The sequence below is a fragment of the Marinibaculum pumilum genome (genome assembly GCF_042646425.1).
Taxonomy (GTDB): Bacteria; Pseudomonadota; Alphaproteobacteria; order Ferrovibrionales; family Ferrovibrionaceae; genus Marinibaculum; species Marinibaculum pumilum.
Genome location: NZ_JBHRTR010000006.1, coordinates 1 through 17949 on the forward strand (window position 1 = coordinate 1; position 17949 = coordinate 17949).

Consider the following 17949-nt stretch of genomic DNA (forward strand, 5'->3'; position numbering starts at 1 on the left):
ATGGACGAGGGCCTGCGCTTCGCGATCCGCGAGGGCGGCCGTACCGTCGGCGCCGGCGTCGTCTCCTCCATTACCGAGTAGGTTGCCGTCCCGGGCCGCGGCCCGGGACCTTTCCGCCGGGCCTGACCGGGCGGGCGGGCGCGATGCCAGGTTTGAGTTCGGCGTTCGCCCTTGTTTTTCAGTAAGTTGCCGCGCAATGTTCACGTGTTGTAGACATTGCGCGGCGCGCTGCGGCGCGATAGGAGTGTAGCTCAATTGGTAGAGCACCGGTCTCCAAAACCGGGGGCTGGGGGTTCGAGTCCCTCCACTCCTGCCACGCTGTGGCATCTGGGCCGATCCGGCCCGCCGGCATGGCCGCCCCTGGGGCCGCCCTTGGCCTCTGGCGCCGACCCTGGCGGGTCCGCGCCCGGGCCGGGCGCCGCAGGGCGGGGCCCTGGGGCAGCATCCGGACGGCGAGCGGAACAGGTTTAGGCATGGCAAGTACGGGTCCGATGGCGTTCCTGCGGCAGGTCCGACAGGAAACCTCGAAGGTCACCTGGCCGACGCGCAAGGAGACCCTGATCACCACGGCGATGGTGTTTGTCATGGTGATCCTGGTCGCGATCTTTTTCTTCGTGGTGGATCAGGCGCTGAGCTACCTGATCCAGCTGGTCCTGGGGCTGGGACGCTAGGCGTCCGGCGCGGCGGCCGCCGGAAGGCGGGGCCGTTCGGGACTGAGGGCTGCCGATGCAGGCGGTGCCGAGACGATAGGTAGACAAGGCAGTCATGGCGAAGCGCTGGTACATCGTGCAGGTCTATTCCGGCTTCGAGAAGAAGGTCGCGCAGTCGATCCGCGAGCAGGCCGCCCAGAACAATATGGGCGAGATGTTCGAGGAGGTGCTGGTGCCCGTCGAAGAGGTCGTCGAGGTCCGGCGCGGTCAGAAGGTCAATGCCGAGCGGAAGTTCTTTCCGGGCTATGTCCTGGTGAAGATGGAAATGACCGACGAGACCTTCCACCTGGTGAAGAACACCCAGAAGGTCACCGGCTTCCTGGGCTCGGGCGCGAAGCCGCAGCCGATCAGCGACGGCGAGGCCGAGCGCATCATCCAGCAGGTGCGCGAGGGCGTAGAGCGTCCGAAGCCGTCGGTGGTGTTCGAGGTGGGCGAGCAGGTGCGTGTCTGCGACGGGCCCTTCACCTCCTTCAACGGCATGGTGGAAGAGGTCGACGAGGAGCGCGCGCGGATCAAGGTCGCGGTCTCGATCTTCGGGCGCGCCACCCCGGTGGAACTGGAATATTCGCAGGTCGAGAAGGTCTGACCTTCGCGAAAAGGCCGCAATACCAATTGCTTGCGGAACGTTGTTGCGTATTTGAGTGAGTGCAGGACTGAGTGAGAGATTGGGGCCGCGTTCGGTCCCATGCGTGGGAGGTGATCCGTGCCGGACCACGCGCCTCGGTGTCATGAGAGGATGAAACGGTGAAAAAGATCAGTGGCTATATCAAGCTGCAGGTGCCCGCCGGGCAGGCGAATCCGTCGCCGCCGATCGGTCCTGCGCTTGGTCAGCGTGGCGTGAACATCATGGAGTTCTGCAAGGCGTTCAACGCGCAGACCCAGGGGGTGGAGCAGGGCATGCCCATCCCGGTGGTGATCACGGTCTATGCCGACCGCTCCTTCAGCTTCGAGACCAAGACCCCGCCGGTCAGCTTCTTCCTGAAGCGGGCGGCGAACCTGAAGTCCGGCTCCAAGACGCCTGGCAAGGACACCGCGGGCTCGGTGACCATGGATCAGGTGCGCGAAATCGCCCAGCAGAAGATGGTCGACCTCAATGCCAACGACATCGAGGCGGCGGCACGGATGGTGGCGGGCTCGGCCCGCTCCATGGGCATCCAGGTGACGGAGTAGGGCAATGTCGGGAATTGGTAAGCGCCTGAAGGCGGTGCGCGAAGGGGTCGACCCCAACAGCCGCTATCCGCTGGATGAGGCGGTCAAGATGGTGAAGACCCGGGCGACCGCGAAGTTCGACGAAACGGTCGAGGTCTCGGTCAACCTGGGTGTGGACCCGCGTCATGCCGACCAGATGGTCCGCGGCGTCGTCTCCCTGCCGAACGGCACGGGCAAGGCGGTCCGCGTGGCGGTCTTCGCCAAGGGCGACAAGGCGGACGAGGCCCGCGAGGCCGGCGCCGACATCGTCGGGGCGGAAGACCTGGCGGAGACGATCCAGGGCGGCACGATCGATTTCGACCGCTGCATCGCCACGCCGGACATGATGGCCGTGGTGGGCCGGCTGGGTCGCGTGCTGGGCCCCCGCGGCCTGATGCCGAACCCGAAGCTGGGCACGGTCACCGCCGATGTCGCCGGCGCCGTGAAGGCGGTGAAGGGCGGCCAGGTGGAGTTCCGGGTCGAGAAGGCGGGCATCCTGCACGCCGGCGTCGGCAAGGCCAGCTTCACCGAGGAGCAGCTGGCGGAGAATATCCGCGCCTTCGTCGATGCCATCGTGAAGGCGAAGCCCAGCGGGGCGAAAGGTGTCTATCTGCGCCGCATCGCCCTGTCGTCCACCATGGGCGCAGGCGTCCGGGTGGATGTGGGTAGCATCACCGCCGGGACCGCCTGATACGGCTGTCCGCGGTTTGATTTGAGGATTGCTGCCGGGCATCAGCCCGTCAGCCAGAGTACTTGAGGATTGCTGCCGGGCATCAGCCCGTCAGCAAGGGGAGCCGGCGGCACGCCGCCGGGTCCGCCTGTCCGAGACTGCAGGTGTCCCGCCCGAATGCGAGCCAGGGTGGCGGGACTTAAGGCGAAGGCCGCCGGTTGCGGCCGGACGCCTGCACAGACGGGAGTTGCGTGAATTTGTCGGTTCTCTGCGGGAGCGGCCGGGGATCTCCCGGGCGGCCCAAGGTCCGAGGCGGCGGTTCGCGGATTTCCGGGGCAGGAAGTGAGGGGTGCCGTGCCCGCCGCAGCGTATCGCGGTGGCGCGGTGCCGAAGCAACAAGGAAGAGGTGACAGGTGGATCGATCATCCAAAGAGGAGCTGGTCGCCCACTTCCACGAGGTCTTCTCCAGGACCTCCGTGGTGGTGGTCACCCACTACACGGGTCTGTCGGTGTTCGAGGCGACGAAGCTTCGGCGGCAGATGCGTGATGCGGGTGCCAGCTTCAAGGTGACCAAGAACCGCCTCACGCGCCTTGCCCTTGCCGGAACTCCGTATGAAGCGTTGCAGGACCTGTTCGTCGGGCAGACGGCGATTGCCTATTCCGACGATCCGGTGGCGGCAGCCAAGGCCAGCGTCGATTTCGCCAAGGCGAACGAGAAGCTGGTGATCCTGGGCGGCGCGATGGGTGAGACACGGCTCGATGCCGACGGCGTGAAGGCCCTGGCCACCATGCCATCGCTGGACGAGCTGCGCGGCAAGCTGGTGGGCCTGATCCAGGCGCCCGCGACGAAGGTCGCCGGCGTCCTGCAGGCGCCCGCCGGACAGCTTGCCCGGGTCATGGCCGCATACGGTGCGAAGGAAGAGCAGGCCTCGTAAGGCGGAAATCCAGAACCTTGCCGCGCCATTCTGACACGCGCGGCTGGAAAGAGACGAAGAGAGAACCGATATGGCTGATTTGCAGAAGATTGCCGACGAGCTGTCCGAGCTGACCGTGCTCGAGGCCGCCGAGCTGGCGAAGATCCTCGAGGAGAAGTGGGGCGTGTCCGCGGCGGCGCCGGTCGCCATGGCGGCGATGCCGGGTGCGGCCGGCGGCGGCGAGGCCGCGGCCGAGGAAGAGAAGACCGAGTTCGACGTCATCCTGGCCGATGCCGGGGCTGAGAAGATCAAGGTCATCAAGGAAGTCCGCGCGATCACGGGCCTGGGCCTGAAGGACGCCAAGGACCTCGTCGAGGGCGCGCCGAAGCCGGTGAAGGAAGGCGCGACCAAGGAAGAGGCCGAGAAGATCAAGGCGCAGCTGGAAGGTGCCGGCGCCAAGGTCGAGCTGAAGTAAGACGGCCTGACGTAAGACGGTTTGCGCCGCCGCTCCCGGGAAGGCATTGCCCGACCCGGGGGCGGCGGACGCTCCGGACTGCATCCCCGCCGGGCCGGCGCCTTCGCCGGCTCCCGGCCCGGCCGGAATGCAGTGCAGGGCATAGACGCAGACGAAATAGGACGCCCCCGCGACCCGCCCCTGGAAAGGGGATGGGAGGCGGGCAGGGCGCCTTTTCGCCATTTGCGCGGCCGGCACGGTCGAAGGGATTGGGGCGCTGACGGTCGCCCGGCGGGATAATGGGCCCGCGCAAGACACCGTCGCATGCTGCCGCGCACCCAGACGCGGCGGCTGCCGGCCATGTGGTGATGGCCGGTCAGTCGGAACGAGGAGCAGAAATGCCGCTCTCCCTCACCGAGCGCAAGCGCATCCGCAAGACTTTCGGCCGTATCCCCTCCGTGGCGGCCATGCCGAACCTGATCGAGGTTCAGAAATCCAGTTACGACAGCTTCCTGATGGTCGATATCGACGACCGTCCGGATACCGGCCTGCAGGGCGTCTTCAAGTCGGTCTTCCCGATCAAGGACTTCTCGGAGACCGCCAGCCTGGAATTCGTCCGCTACGAATTCGATCCGCCCAAATATGACGTCGACGAGTGCATGGCGCGCGGCATGACCTTCGCCGCGCCGCTGAAGGTCACCCTGCGCCTGATCGTCTTCGAGGTGGATCCCGACACCCAGGCGAAGTCCGTGCTCGATATCAAGGAGCAGGACGTCTACATGGGCGACATGCCGCTGATGACGGACAAGGGCACGTTCATCATCAACGGCACCGAGCGCGTGATCGTCAGCCAGATGCACCGTTCGCCGGGCGTCTTCTTCGACCATGACCGCGGCAAGACCCATCCGTCGGGCAAGTACCTGTTCGCCGCCCGGATCATCCCCTATCGCGGCTCCTGGCTGGATTTCGAGTTCGACGCCAAGGACATCGTCTATGTCCGCATCGACCGGCGGCGGAAGCTGCCGGTGACCACCCTGCTGTTCGCGCTGGGCCTGACCTCGGAAGAGATCCTCGACTATTTCTACGAGAAGGTGATCTACCGCTTCGACGGCCAGAACTGGTCGACGGAGTTCAATGCCGAGCGGCTGCGCGGCCTGCGGGTGGCGCATGACCTGATCGACGCCGCGACCGGCAATGTCGTGGTGTCCGCCGGCACCAAGGTCACCCCGCGCCTGGCCAAGAAGCTGGAAGAGCAGGGCGTCAAGCAGCTGCAGGTCAACAAGGCCGACCTGATCGGGCGCTACTGCGCCAACGACATGGTCAACATGGAGACCGGCGAGATCTACGTCGAGGCCGGCGAGGAGATCTCCGAGGCGGCGCTGGAGACCCTGGAGACGATCGGCGTCAACGAGCTGCCGACCCTGGACGTCGATGACGTCATGCGCGGCGCCTATATCCGCAACACCATGGTGGCGGACAAGAACCAGAGCCGCGAGGCCGCCCTGTACGAGATCTACCGGGTGATGCGGCCGGGCGAGCCGCCGACCCCGGAGACCGCGGAGGCCCTGTTCTCAGGCCTGTTCTTCGACGGCGAACGCTACGACCTGTCCGCCGTCGGCCGGGTGAAGATGAACGCGCGCCTGGGCCTGGAGACGGAGGACAATGTCCGGATCCTGCGCACCGAGGACATGCTGTCGGTGATCAAGACCCTGGTCGACCTGCGCGACGGCCGCGGCGAGATCGACGATATCGACCATCTGGGCAACCGGCGGGTGCGCTCCGTCGGCGAGCTGATGGAGAACCAGTACCGTATCGGCCTGCTGCGCATGGAGCGGGCGATCCGCGAGCGCATGAGTTCGGTGGAGATCGACACGGTCATGCCGCATGACCTGATCAATGCCAAGCCGGCGGCGGCGGCGGTGCGGGAGTTCTTCGGCTCCTCGCAGCTCAGCCAGTTCATGGACCAGACCAACCCGCTGTCGGAGATCACCCACAAGCGGCGCCTGTCGGCGCTTGGCCCGGGCGGCCTGACCCGCGAGCGCGCCGGCTTCGAGGTCCGCGACGTGCATCCGACCCATTATGGCCGGATCTGCCCGATCGAGACGCCGGAAGGCCCGAATATCGGCCTGATCAACTCCCTGGCGACCTATGCGCGGGTGAACCAGTACGGCTTCATCGAGAGCCCCTACCGCAAGGTCATCGACGGCCGCGCCTCCGAGGAGGTCGTCTATCTGACCGCGATGGAAGAGGGCAAGTACACCATCGCCCAGGCCAATGCGGAGCTGGACGAGGAAGGCCGCTTCATCAGCGAGCTGGTGAGCTGCCGCCTGGGCGGCGACTTCCAGATGGTGAAGCCTGACCAGATCGACTATATCGACGTCTCCCCGAAGCAGCTGGTCTCCGTCGCCGCGGCGCTGATCCCGTTCCTTGAGAACGACGACGCCAACCGCGCGCTGATGGGCTCCAACATGCAGCGCCAGGCAGTGCCGCTGCTGCGCGCCGATGCGCCGATGGTCGGCACCGGCATGGAGGAGACGGTGGCCCGCGATTCCGGCGCCACCATCGCCGCCCGCCGCACCGGCGTGGTCGACCAGGTCGACGCGACCCGTATCGTGATCCGCGCGACGGAGAACGAGGACCTGTCGCAGTCCAACGTCGACATCTACAAGCTGATGAAGTTCCAGCGCTCCAACCAGAACACCTGCATCAACCAGCGGCCGCTGGTGAAGGTGGGCGATGCGGTGCGCGCGGGCGACATCATCGCCGACGGCCCGTCGACGGAGATGGGCGAGCTGGCCCTGGGCCGGAACGTGCTCGTCGCCTTCATGCCCTGGAACGGCTACAACTTCGAGGACAGCATCCTGATCTCCGAGCGGATCGTGAAGGATGACGTCTTCACCTCGATCCATATCGAGGAGTTCGAGGTGATGGCCCGCGACACCAAGCTGGGCCCGGAGGAGATCACCCGCGACATCCCGAATGTCAGCGAGGAAGGCCTGCGCAACCTCGACGAGGCCGGCATCGTCTATGTGGGTGCCGAGGTCGCCGCCGGCGACATCCTGACCGGCAAGATCACGCCGAAGGGCGAGAGCCCGATGACCCCGGAGGAGAAGCTCCTGCGGGCGATCTTCGGCGAGAAGGCCTCCGACGTCCGCGACACCTCCCTGCGGGTGCCGCCGGGGGTCACCGGCACGGTGGTCGAGGTGCGCGTCTTCTCCCGCCACGGCGTGGAGAAGGACGAGCGTGCGCTCGCCATCGAGCGGGCGGAGATCGAGAACCTCGCCAAGGACCGCGACGACGAGAAGGCGATCCTGGAGCGCAGCATCTATGCCGCGCTGCAGGAACTGCTGACCGGTCATGACGTGATCAAGGGCCCGAAGGCCCTGCCGTCGGGCAAGACCGTCACGGCGGAGGCCCTGCAGGGCCTGCCGCGCGCCCATTGGTGGCAGATCTCCGTCGGTGCCGACGAGGTGATGGAGCGGGTCGAGGCGCTGAAGCGCCAGCACGACCAGATGATGGACCGCCTGCAGGCCCGCTTCGAGAACAAGGTGGAGAAGCTGCAGCGCGGCGACGAGCTGCCGCCCGGCGTGATGAAGATGGTCAAGGTCTTCGTGGCTGTGAAGCGCAAGCTGCAGCCCGGCGACAAGATGGCCGGCCGCCATGGCAACAAGGGCGTCATCTCCCGCATCCTGCCGGAAGAGGACATGCCCTACCTGGAGGACGGCCAGCCGGTCGACATCGTGCTGAACCCGCTGGGCGTGCCCAGCCGCATGAATGTCGGTCAGATCCTGGAGACACATCTGGGCTGGTCGAGCCATGGCATCGGCCGCCGGGTCACGGAGGTGCTGGAGAGCGTCGCCGGCAATGGCGAGAAGGCCACCGAACTGCGCACCCTGCTGAAGGGGGTCTATGGCGACGCGCAGTACGAGGAGGGTGTCGCGAAGCTCGACGACGATTCCGTCGTCGAGATGTCCGGCAACCTGCGCCGCGGCGTGCCCTTCGCCACCCCGGTGTTCGACGGCGCGATCGAGGCCGATATCGTCCAGATGCTGGACAAGGCCGGTCTGGACCATTCCGGCCAGGTCACCCTGGTGGACGGCCGCACCGGCGAGGCTTTCGATCGCAAGGTGACGGTGGGCTACATCTACATGCTGAAGCTGCACCACCTGGTGGACGACAAGATCCACGCCCGGTCGATCGGCCCCTACAGCCTGGTCACCCAGCAGCCGCTGGGCGGCAAGGCGCAGTTCGGCGGGCAGCGCTTCGGCGAGATGGAGGTCTGGGCGCTGCAGGCCTACGGCGCCTCCTACACCCTGCAGGAGATGCTGACGGTGAAGTCGGACGACGTGGCCGGCCGCACCAAGGTCTACGAGGCGATCGTCCGCGGCGAGGACAATTTCGAGGCGGGCATTCCGGAAAGCTTCAACGTTCTGGTCAAGGAGATGCGCTCCCTCGGCCTGAACGTGGAGCTGAAGCAGAGCGGTTTCTGACCGGCCGGAACGAACTCCTCACATCCTTCCGGCCCGCCCGGCGGCTTCGGCCGCCGGGTGGTGCCATGACAAGCCCCAGGAGGCGCGTCAAATGAACGACCTGATGAACATCTTCGGCCAGCCGGCCAACACGCTGAACTTCGACGAGATCAAGATCTCGATCGCAAGCCCCGAGCGGATCCGGTCCTGGTCCTATGGCGAGATCAAGAAGCCGGAGACCATCAACTACCGCACCTTCAAGCCGGAGCGCGACGGCCTGTTCTGCGCCCGCATCTTCGGTCCGATCAAGGACTACGAGTGCCTGTGCGGCAAGTACAAGCGGATGAAGTATCGCGGCATCGTCTGCGAGAAGTGCGGCGTGGAGGTCACCCTCTCCAAGGTGCGCCGCGAGCGCATGGGCCATATCGAGCTGGCCTCGCCGGTGGCGCATATCTGGTTCCTGAAGTCGCTGCCCAGCCGCATCGGCCTGCTGCTGGACATGACCCTGAAGGACCTGGAGCGGGTGCTGTACTTCGAGCACTTCGTGGTCCTGGAGCCGGGCCTGACCCCGCTGAAGAAGCATGAGCTGCTCAGCGAGGACCAGTACATCCAGGCGCAGGAGGAATATGGCGACGACGCCTTCACCGCCAAGATCGGTGCGGAGGCGATCCGCGACATTCTCTCCGGCCTGGAACTGGAGAAGGAACGCACCGAGATCCGCGGCGAGCTGGGCGACCTGGCCGAGGACACCCGCGCCACCTCGGAGACCAAGCGCAAGAAGCTGATCAAGCGGCTGAAGCTGATCGAGAGCTTCATCGAGTCCGGCAACCGGCCGGAATGGATGATCCTCACCGTGATCCCGGTGATCCCGCCGGAGCTGCGCCCGCTGGTGCCGCTGGACGGTGGCCGCTTCGCGACCTCCGACCTGAACGACCTGTACCGCCGCGTGATCAACCGCAACAACCGCCTGAAGCGGCTGATCGAGCTGCGCGCGCCCGACATCATCGTGCGCAACGAGAAGCGGATGCTGCAGGAGGCGGTCGACGCGCTGTTCGACAATGGCCGCCGCGGCCGGGTCATCACCGGCGCCAACAAGCGGCCGCTGAAGTCGCTCTCCGACATGCTGAAGGGCAAGCAGGGCCGCTTCCGGCAGAACCTGCTCGGCAAGCGGGTCGACTATTCCGGCCGTTCGGTGATCGTCGTCGGTCCGGAGCTGAAGCTGCACCAGTGCGGCCTGCCGAAGAAGATGGCGCTGGAGCTGTTCAAGCCGTTCATCTACGCCAAGCTGGAGCTGAAGGGGCTCGCGGCCACGGTGAAGATGGCCAAGAAGATGGTGGAGAAGGAACGTCCCGAGGTCTGGGACATCCTGGAAGAGGTGATCCGCGAGCATCCGGTGCTGTTGAACCGGGCGCCGACCCTGCACCGCCTCGGCATCCAGGCCTTCGAGCCGACCCTGATCGAGGGCAAGGCGATCCAGCTGCACCCGCTGGTCTGCGCCGCCTTCAACGCCGACTTCGACGGCGACCAGATGGCGGTGCACGTGCCGCTGTCGCTGGAGGCGCAGCTGGAAGCCCGCGTGCTCATGATGTCGACCAACAACATCCTGAGCCCGGCGAACGGCAAGCCGATCATCGTGCCCAGCCAGGACATCGTACTGGGCCTCTACTACATGACGCAGGAGCAGCCGGTGCCGCTGGGCCTGACCGTGTCGTTCGACGATGCGGACATGCTGTTCAGGGCCTGGACCGCGGACGAGGTGATCGTCTTCGACCGCAAGACGGGGGCGGAACTGCCGAAGCCCCAGTCGGTCGGCGACGCCACCAAGGTGCTGTCCGGCGACCCGCTGATCGAGCGGGTCCCGGCCTATGCCCAGATCGGCGAGATCGAGCGCGCGCTGGATGCCGGCGCGGTCAAGCTGCACAGCCGGATCCGCGGCCGCTTCAAGACGGTCGACGAGGATGGCAACGACATCATCCTGAAGGTCACGGCGACCCCGGGCCGGATGCTGCTGGCCGACATCCTGCCGAAGAATCCGAAGATCGGCTTCGACCTGATCAACCGGATCCTGACCAAGAAGGAGATCACGTCGGTCATCGACACCGTCTACCGCCACTGCGGGCAGAAGGAGACGGTGATCTTCTGCGACCGGATGATGGGCCTGGGCTTCAGCCGCGCCTGCCGCGCCGGCATCTCGTTCGGCAAGGACGACATGGTGGTGCCGGTCGACAAGGAGGCGATGGTCGAGGCGACCAAGAAGCAGGTCGCGGAGTTCGAGCAGCAGTACCAGGACGGCCTGATCACCCAGGGCGAGAAGTACAACAAGGTGGTCGACGCCTGGTCGCAGTGCACCGAGCTGGTCGCCGAGGCGATGATGAAGGTCATCTCCACCGGCGGCACCGGCCAGGGCGTGAACTCGATCTGGATGATGGCGCATTCCGGCGCCCGCGGCTCCGCCGCCCAGATGCGCCAGCTGGCCGGCATGCGCGGCCTGATGGCGAAGCCGTCGGGCGAGATCATCGAGACGCCGATCATCTCCAACTTCAAGGAAGGCCTGACCGTGCTGGAGTACTTCAACTCCACCCACGGGGCCCGCAAGGGCCTGGCCGACACCGCCCTGAAGACGGCGAATTCCGGCTACCTGACCCGGCGCCTGGTCGACGTCGCGCAGGACTGCATCATCGTCGAGGAGGATTGCGGCACCGAAGCCGGCATCACCGTGCAGGAGGTGCTGGACGGCGCCGAGGTGGTCTCCACCCTCGGCGAGCGGATCCTGGGCCGGACCGCGGTCGACGATGTCGTCGATCCGCTGTCGGGTGAGGTGATCTGCGCCCGCGACGAGCTGATCGACGAGGTGCTGGTCGACACCATCGACCGCTCCGGCGTGGAGCGGGTGCGGATCCGCTCCGTGCTGACCTGCGAGAGCAAGGGTGGCGTCTGCGGCAAGTGCTATGGCCGCGACCTGGCCCGCGGCACGTCGGTGAATATCGGCGAGGCGGTGGGCGTGATCGCCGCCCAGTCGATCGGCGAGCCCGGCACCCAGCTGACGATGCGGACCTTCCACATTGGCGGCACCGCCCAGGTGGCGGAGCAGTCGAGCATCGACGCGGCCTACAACGCCACGGTGAAGATCGAGAACAAGAACCTGGTGGAGGACAGCCGCGGCCGGCTCGTCGTCATGGGCCGCAACTGCGAGGTCGTGCTGGTGGCGGAGAACGGCCGCGAGCGTGCCCGCCACAAGGTGCCCTACGGCGCCCGCCTGCTGCATGCGGAGGGTGCGAAGGTGGAGAAGGGCTCCCGCCTGGCAGAATGGGACCCCTATACCCGGCCGATCATCACCGAGCGCGAGGGTGTCGCCGGCTATCGGGACCTGGTCATCGGCAAGACGATGCGCGAGGTCACCGACGAGGCCACCGGCATCTCCTCGCTGGAAGTGGTGGACTACAAGCCGCAGTCGAAGTCCAAGGACAAGGAGGACGAGCTGCGGCCGCGCATCACCCTGCGTGACGAGGCCGGCGAGGTGATCGTGCTGCCGAACGGGCAGGAGGCCCGCTACCACCTGCCGGCGGGCGCGATCCTCTCGCTGACGGACGGCACCAAGGTGCATGCCGGCGACGTGCTGGCGCGTATCCCGCTGGAGAGCACCAAGACCCGCGACATCACCGGCGGTCTGCCGCGGGTGGCGGAGCTGTTCGAGGCGCGGCGGCCGAAGGACCATGCGATCATCGCCCAGGCCGACGGAAGGGTGGAGTATATCCGCGACTACAAGGCGAAGCGCCGCATCGGCGTCCGTTCCGAGTCCGACAACGAGCTGATCGAGTACGAGATCAGCAAGGACCGGCACGCGGCGGTGCAGGAGGGCGACCTGGTGGCTCTCGGCGATCACCTGGTGGACGGCAATCCGGCGCCGCACGACATCCTCAAGGTGCTCGGCGTCGAGGAACTGGCCCACTACCTGATCAAGGAGATCCAGGAGGTCTATCGCCTGCAGGGCGTGAAGATCAACGACAAGCATATCGAGACGGTCTGCCGTCAGATGCTGCAGAAGGTCGAGATCGACAATGCCGGCGAGACCACCTTCCTGTCGGGCGAACAGGTCGACCGGGTCGAGTTCGAGGAGGTGAATGCCAAGGCCGAGGCGGAGGGGCTGAAGCCGGCCACCGCCACCCCGGTCCTGCTGGGCATCACCAAGGCGAGCCTGCAGACCCGGTCGTTCATCTCCGCCGCCTCCTTCCAGGAGACCACCCGCGTGCTGACCGAGGCGGCGGTGTCCGGCAAGGTCGACAGCCTGGTCGGCCTGAAGGAGAACGTCATCGTCGGCCGCCTGATTCCGGCGGGCACCGGTGCGATGGTCAGCCGGCTGCGCCATGTCGCGGCCGAGCGCGACCGCGAGTTCGCCGATGCCCTGGAATCGGAGCTGCAGGCCGCCGTCGCCGGCGATGCCCTGGAGCAGGAGCTGCAGGAGGCCAATAGCGGCAGTTCCGACGCCGCCGAATAGCCGCACGGGGCGCGGGCAGGGCCCGCCGCTTCAGAACGAAGAAAGCCCCGGCCGGTCGGCCGGGGCTTTTTTCTTGGCTGCGCGCAGGGCTGTCGGGTGCGCAGGGCTGTCGGGCGCGCAGCCCGGGCGGCGGGGGTCAGCCGCCGCCGGTGCCGCGCAGCTGGTGGCGGGAGATCAGGCGGGCGCAGCGGTCGCGCAGCACCTCCGGGTTGATCGGCTTGCGCAGCAGGTCGTTGGCGCCGGCACGCTGCATGGCGTCCATCGCCGACGGGTCGGTGACCCCGGTGATGCCCAGCACAGGCACAGCGCTGAGATGCGGCATGGCGCGCAGCCGGTTCAGCACGTCGGTGCCGCTCATGCCCGGCAGGCGGTAGTCCAGGATGATCAGGTCGACCGGGCCGGAGGCCAGGCGTTCCAGCGCCTGGTGCGGCCCCTGGAAGATCTCGGTGACGATCCCGTCCAGGCCGCGCAATGCCTGTTCGATCAGGCGCGCATTCAGATAGACATCGTCGATGATCACCACGCGGACGGGCATCGACTGCTCCTGCGCCGGGGACTGTGGGGCATCCCGCTCCGCCGGTGCCGCGGCTCCGGCAGAATCGCAGTCTGCGGCAGCCGCGGTCGCCTGCCGATCGGTCGTATGGCTAGGATCGGCGGCGTCCTCCGCCCGGTCGCCGTCGTGCTCGCCGTCGGCGCCGCCGCCGGGGCGATGCCGGGTGCCGGGCATCAGCCCGACCGTCCCCGCGGGAAGCCGGGCACGCCGGCGTCCAGCGGTACCCCGAAGCTGTTCAGCGCCATCGCCACCAGGGTGTAGTTCCCGACGGTAAAGACGATGTCCATCATCTGCTGCCGGTCCCAGCGGCGGGCCAGCCCGGCCCAGGTCGCATCGCTGATCCGCTGCTCGGTGCGCAGCTCGTCCGCCGCCAGCAGCAGCAGCCGGTCGTCCTCGCTCCAGCCCGGCGCGTCGGGGCCCTCGGTGATTCGGCTGATCTCTTCGTCCGTCAGGCCGCAATCCCTGCCGATCTCGGTATGCTGGCCGAACTCGTAGGCGGAATGGCAGAGCCAGCCGGTGCGCAGGATCAGGATCTCCCGTTCGCGCAGCGGCAGGGTCGATTTGCCTAGCACATGGTTGGCGAAGACCCGCCAGCGCTTCAGCAGCTTGGGATGCTGCGCCAGGCAGCGGAAGATGTTCAGCAGCCGGCCGCCGACATGGCTCGAGGCCAGGAGTTCGGCCGCCTCCCCTGTCGCGACGGATTCGTTCAGCAAGGGTATTCTCGGGCCCGGCATCGTCACTATACTCCCCCTTCGTGCCCGCCGGTCGCACGGCCGGCGGGGCGCGAGCCAGTGTCGCGCGATTTCACGGATCTGCAACCGGGCGCGGCGCCGGGGTGGCTTGCACGCACCGTGACCACGGGTTCGGCCACGCGGAATGCCTGTCTGACGCACTTTTTTTGCCTGACGGGTTGACCCCGGCGCCGCCCTGAGTAATATGCGCGAACTTTTCGGCGCCGCCGTCACGGGCGGCGTCCCGCTTGCTGTCTCCGTATCAGGGCATTCGGCCAGTTGCCGATCGCAGGCCCGGCGCGGCAGCAGGCTGACGGCCAACGGATCGATCCGGACCCGCCTTACCGCGGGGCAGGTCTCCGGCGGCGGTTCCATAAGAGCGACGGCCCCTCTGCCGAGGCACTGGGCCCGAACGTTGAAAAGCTGCGGCGTCGCGCCGGTCAGTTTCTTTGCCGTATCTGCGCCGGCTCGCGGCGCGACCGGCGGAACAGACAGGCGCTGCGGCAGCGATGGTTGGCTTAAATGCCCTGCGGGCAACCCGGCGATACCGGACCGGCAGGGCGACAGGTTACGAGACGAATTCAGGTCGGACGGAGTTAGGACAGACAGGCATGCCGACGATCAACCAGCTGATCCGCAAGCCGCGCAAGGCCCCGGCGGTGCGCAACAAGGTGCCGGCCATGCAGGCCTGCCCGCAGAAGCGGGGGGTGTGCACCCGCGTCTACACCACCACGCCGAAGAAGCCGAACTCGGCGCTGCGGAAGGTCGCCCGCGTGCGCCTGACCAACGGCTTCGAGGTGACCAGCTACATCCCGGGCGAGGGGCATAACCTTCAGGAACATTCCGTGGTGATGATCCGCGGCGGCCGCGTGAAGGACCTTCCCGGCGTGCGCTACCACATCATCCGCGGTGTCCTGGATACGCAGGGCGTGAAGGACCGTCGCCAGCGCCGGTCCAAGTACGGCGCCAAGCGGCCGAAGTGATCACCGGGTTCTAGGGAAGGACGACGGAAAGCGATGTCACGACGTCACGCGGCTGAAAAGCGCGAGATCATTCCGGACCCGAAGTTCGGCGACCGGGTGCTGTCCAAGTTCATGAACGTGCTGATGTACGACGGCAAGAAGTCCGCCGCCGAGAGCATCGTGTACAAGTCGTTCGACCAGATCGAGCGCAAGACCGGCCAGGACCCGCTGCGCATCTTCCACGATGCGCTGGACAATGTCCGCCCGCAGGTCGAGGTGCGCTCCCGCCGGGTCGGCGGCGCCACCTACCAGGTGCCGGTCGAGGTGCGCGCCGAGCGCGCCCAGGCGCTGGCGATCCGCTGGCTGATCTCCACCGCCCGCAACCGGTCGGAGAACACCATGGAGGATCGCCTGGCGAACGAGTTCCTGGACGCCTCGAACAATCGTGGCGCCGCCGTGAAGAAGCGTGAGGACACGCATCGCATGGCCGACGCCAACAAGGCCTTTTCCCACTACCGCTGGTAATCCAGCGCATTCCAGCTCACGGGAGAGCGAGACATGCCGCGCAAGACCCCCTATGACCGGTATCGGAACATCGGGATCATGGCGCATATCGACGCCGGCAAGACCACGACGACCGAGCGCATCCTGTACTACACGGGTGTGTCGCATAAGATCGGCGAGGTCCATGACGGCGCGGCCACCATGGACTGGATGGAGCAGGAGCAGGAGCGGGGGATCACCATCACCTCGGCTGCGACGACCTGCTTCTGGAAAGATCATCGCATCAACATCATCGACACGCCCGGCCATGTGGACTTCACCATCGAGGTGGAGCGGTCCCTGCGGGTGCTGGACGGCGCGATTGCGGTGTTCGACGGCGTCGCCGGCGTGGAGCCGCAGTCGGAGACGGTGTGGCGCCAGGCGGACAAGTACGGCGTGCCGCGCATGTGTTTCGTCAACAAGATGGACCGCATGGGCGCCGACTTCTATCGCTGCGTCGACATGATCGAGAACCGGCTGGGCGCGCGCCCGCTGGTGATCCATCTGCCGATCGGTTCCGAGAGCGATTTCGCCGGCATCATCGACCTGATCCGCATGAAGGCGCTGGTCTGGAGCGGCGAGGAGCTGGGCGCCAAGTTCTCCACCGAGGACATCCCGGCCGACCTGGCCGATCGGGCGGAGGAATATCGCGGCCGCCTGGTGGAGACCGCCCTGGAGGCCGACGACGCGGCGCTCGAGGCCTATCTGGAGGGCAACGAGCCGGACGAGGCGACCCTGCTCGCCTGCATCCGCAAGGGTACGATCGGCGGCATGTTCGTGCCGGTGATGTGCGGCTCGGCGTTCAAGAACAAGGGCGTGCAGCCGATGCTGGACGCCGTGGTCGACTTCATGCCGTCGCCGAAGGATGTCGACGCGATCAAGGGGATCGTGCCGGATACCGGCGAGGAGGTGAAGCGCAAGACCTCCGACGACGAGCCCTTCGCAGGCCTGGCGTTCAAGATCATGAACGACCAGTTCGTCGGCACTCTGACCTTCGTGCGCATCTATTCCGGCACCGTGGAGACCGGCTCGTCGGTGATGAACACGGTGAAGGGCAATCGCGAGCGCATCGGCCGCATGCTGCAGATGCACGCGAACAGCCGCGAGGACATCAAGGAGGCCTGCGCCGGCGACATCGTCGCGATTGCGGGCCTGAAGGACACCACCACGGGCGACACCCTGTGCGACCCGCTGAAGCCGGTGATCCTGGAGCGGATGGAGTTCCCCGATCCGGTGATCGAGGTGGCGGTCGAGCCGAAGACCAAGGCCGACCAGGAGAAGATGGGCATGGCCCTCAGCCGCCTGGCGGCGGAGGACCCGTCCTTCCGCGTCGCCTCCGACCCCGAGAGCGGCCAGACCGTGATCAAGGGCATGGGCGAGCTGCATCTCGACATCATCGTCGACCGCATGCGGCGGGAGTTCAAGGTGGAGGCGAATGTGGGCGCACCGCAGGTCGCCTACCGCGAGACCTTCACCCGCCAGGCCGAGATCGACTACACGCACAAGAAGCAGACCGGCGGTTCGGGCCAGTTCGCCCGCATCAAGCTGCGCTTCGAGCCGCAGGAAGCCGGTGCCGGCATCACCTTCTCCAGCGAGGTGGTCGGCGGCAACGTGCCGAAGGAGTTCATCCCGGCGGTCGAGAAGGGTATCCGGTCGGCCGCGGAATCCGGCGTCCTCGCCGGCTTCCCGGTGATCGACTTCAAGGCCGTGCTCTATGACGGTGCCTATCACGAGGTCGACTCCTCGGCGGTGGCCTTTGAGGTCGCGGCGCGCGCCGCGTTCCGCGAGGTGGCGCCGAAGGGCGGCGTGAAGCTGATGGAGCCGATGATGGCGGTCGAGGTCGTCACGCCGGAGGATTTCGTCGGCGACGTGATGGGCGACCTGTCGTCCCGGCGCGGCCAGGTGACCGGCAGCGAGCCCCGCGGCAATGCCACGGTGATCCACGCCCAGGTGCCGCTGGCCAACATGTTCGGCTATGTGAACAACCTGCGGTCGATGACCCAGGGCCGGGCGAACTACACCATGCAGTTCGACCATTACGAGCAGGTGCCGCAGGCGGTTTCTGACGAGATCCAGGCCAAGATGGCCTGATCGGCGGACTGAACGGAATACGGGTCCCGGCCGCGGCCGGGATCAGGGAAACAACGGTTAAGACGGAAAGCGACGGAGTACGGCGCGATGGCCAAAGAGAAGTTTTCGCGGACGAAGCCGCACTGCAACATCGGGACGATCGGTCACGTCGACCATGGCAAGACGTCGC

General features: G+C 66.8%; 14 protein-coding genes and 1 tRNA gene. 13 read left to right on the forward strand and 2 right to left on the reverse strand.

All coding sequences use genetic code 11. From position 1 onward, the window contains the following. From ACFOGJ_RS02325 to rpoC, 10 genes are all read left to right on the forward strand, one after another. The coding region (locus ACFOGJ_RS02325) for an EF-Tu C-terminal domain-related protein (RefSeq protein WP_379897821.1) at window positions 1-81 on the forward strand (81 nt) is incomplete at its 5' end. Window positions 82-240: 159 nt separating this feature from the next. After that, window positions 241-316, forward strand: a tRNA-Trp gene (locus tag ACFOGJ_RS02330). Window positions 317-473: 157 nt separating this feature from the next. Beyond that, window positions 474-671, forward strand: coding sequence for a preprotein translocase subunit SecE (secE, locus tag ACFOGJ_RS02335; protein WP_379897807.1), 198 nt, complete (start codon window positions 474-476; stop codon window positions 669-671). A gap of 94 nt (window positions 672-765) precedes the next feature. Further along, the gene (nusG, locus tag ACFOGJ_RS02340; protein ID WP_379897808.1) at window positions 766-1296 is read left to right on the forward strand and encodes a transcription termination/antitermination protein NusG; all 531 of its coding nucleotides are present in this window, start codon (window positions 766-768) and stop codon (window positions 1294-1296) included. Between the two features lie 158 nt (window positions 1297-1454). Continuing rightward, window positions 1455-1880, forward strand: coding sequence for a 50S ribosomal protein L11 (gene rplK, locus ACFOGJ_RS02345; RefSeq protein ID WP_379897809.1), 426 nt, complete (start codon window positions 1455-1457; stop codon window positions 1878-1880). Window positions 1881-1884: 4 nt separating this feature from the next. Then, window positions 1885-2589 carry a 50S ribosomal protein L1 gene (gene rplA, locus ACFOGJ_RS02350; RefSeq protein ID WP_379897810.1) on the forward strand — a complete coding sequence of 235 codons (705 nt, stop codon included), beginning with the start codon at window positions 1885-1887 and terminating at the stop codon, window positions 2587-2589. A 392-nt stretch (window positions 2590-2981) separates the two neighbouring features. After that, window positions 2982-3503: a 50S ribosomal protein L10 gene (gene rplJ, locus ACFOGJ_RS02355; protein WP_379897811.1), complete on the forward strand. Its 522-nt coding sequence runs from the start codon at window positions 2982-2984 to the stop codon at window positions 3501-3503. A 70-nt stretch (window positions 3504-3573) separates the two neighbouring features. Beyond that, window positions 3574-3957, forward strand: coding sequence for a 50S ribosomal protein L7/L12 (gene rplL / locus ACFOGJ_RS02360; protein WP_379897812.1), 384 nt, complete (start codon window positions 3574-3576; stop codon window positions 3955-3957). Window positions 3958-4334: 377 nt separating this feature from the next. Next, complete coding sequence (gene rpoB, locus ACFOGJ_RS02365; RefSeq protein WP_379897813.1) at window positions 4335-8426, forward strand: DNA-directed RNA polymerase subunit beta; 4092 nt, start codon at window positions 4335-4337, stop codon at window positions 8424-8426. A gap of 91 nt (window positions 8427-8517) precedes the next feature. Further along, window positions 8518-12900, forward strand: coding sequence for a DNA-directed RNA polymerase subunit beta' (gene rpoC / locus ACFOGJ_RS02370; protein WP_379897814.1), 4383 nt, complete (start codon window positions 8518-8520; stop codon window positions 12898-12900). Window positions 12901-13036: 136 nt separating this feature from the next. Here the strand turns inward: rpoC and ACFOGJ_RS02375 are convergent, their stop codons facing one another. Continuing rightward, window positions 13037-13435: a response regulator gene (locus tag ACFOGJ_RS02375; protein ID WP_379897815.1), complete on the reverse strand. Its 399-nt coding sequence runs from the start codon at window positions 13433-13435 to the stop codon at window positions 13037-13039. Window positions 13436-13626: 191 nt separating this feature from the next. After that, a complete protein-coding gene (locus ACFOGJ_RS02380) occupies window positions 13627-14166 on the reverse strand; it encodes a carboxymuconolactone decarboxylase family protein (RefSeq protein WP_379897816.1) in 540 nt (179 codons plus the stop codon). A gap of 629 nt (window positions 14167-14795) precedes the next feature. Between ACFOGJ_RS02380 and rpsL the strand changes: the two genes are divergently transcribed. From rpsL to fusA, 3 genes are read left to right on the forward strand one after another with little or no spacing between them, the layout of a single operon-like run. Next, entirely contained in the window at window positions 14796-15167 is a 372-nt protein-coding gene (gene rpsL, locus ACFOGJ_RS02385) for a 30S ribosomal protein S12 (protein WP_379897817.1), read from the forward strand. A gap of 33 nt (window positions 15168-15200) precedes the next feature. Continuing rightward, window positions 15201-15671 carry a 30S ribosomal protein S7 gene (rpsG, locus tag ACFOGJ_RS02390; RefSeq protein WP_379897818.1) on the forward strand — a complete coding sequence of 157 codons (471 nt, stop codon included), beginning with the start codon at window positions 15201-15203 and terminating at the stop codon, window positions 15669-15671. A 33-nt stretch (window positions 15672-15704) separates the two neighbouring features. Continuing rightward, complete coding sequence (fusA, locus tag ACFOGJ_RS02395) at window positions 15705-17780, forward strand: elongation factor G (protein ID WP_379897820.1); 2076 nt, start codon at window positions 15705-15707, stop codon at window positions 17778-17780. Window positions 17781-17949 lie beyond the last annotated feature (169 nt).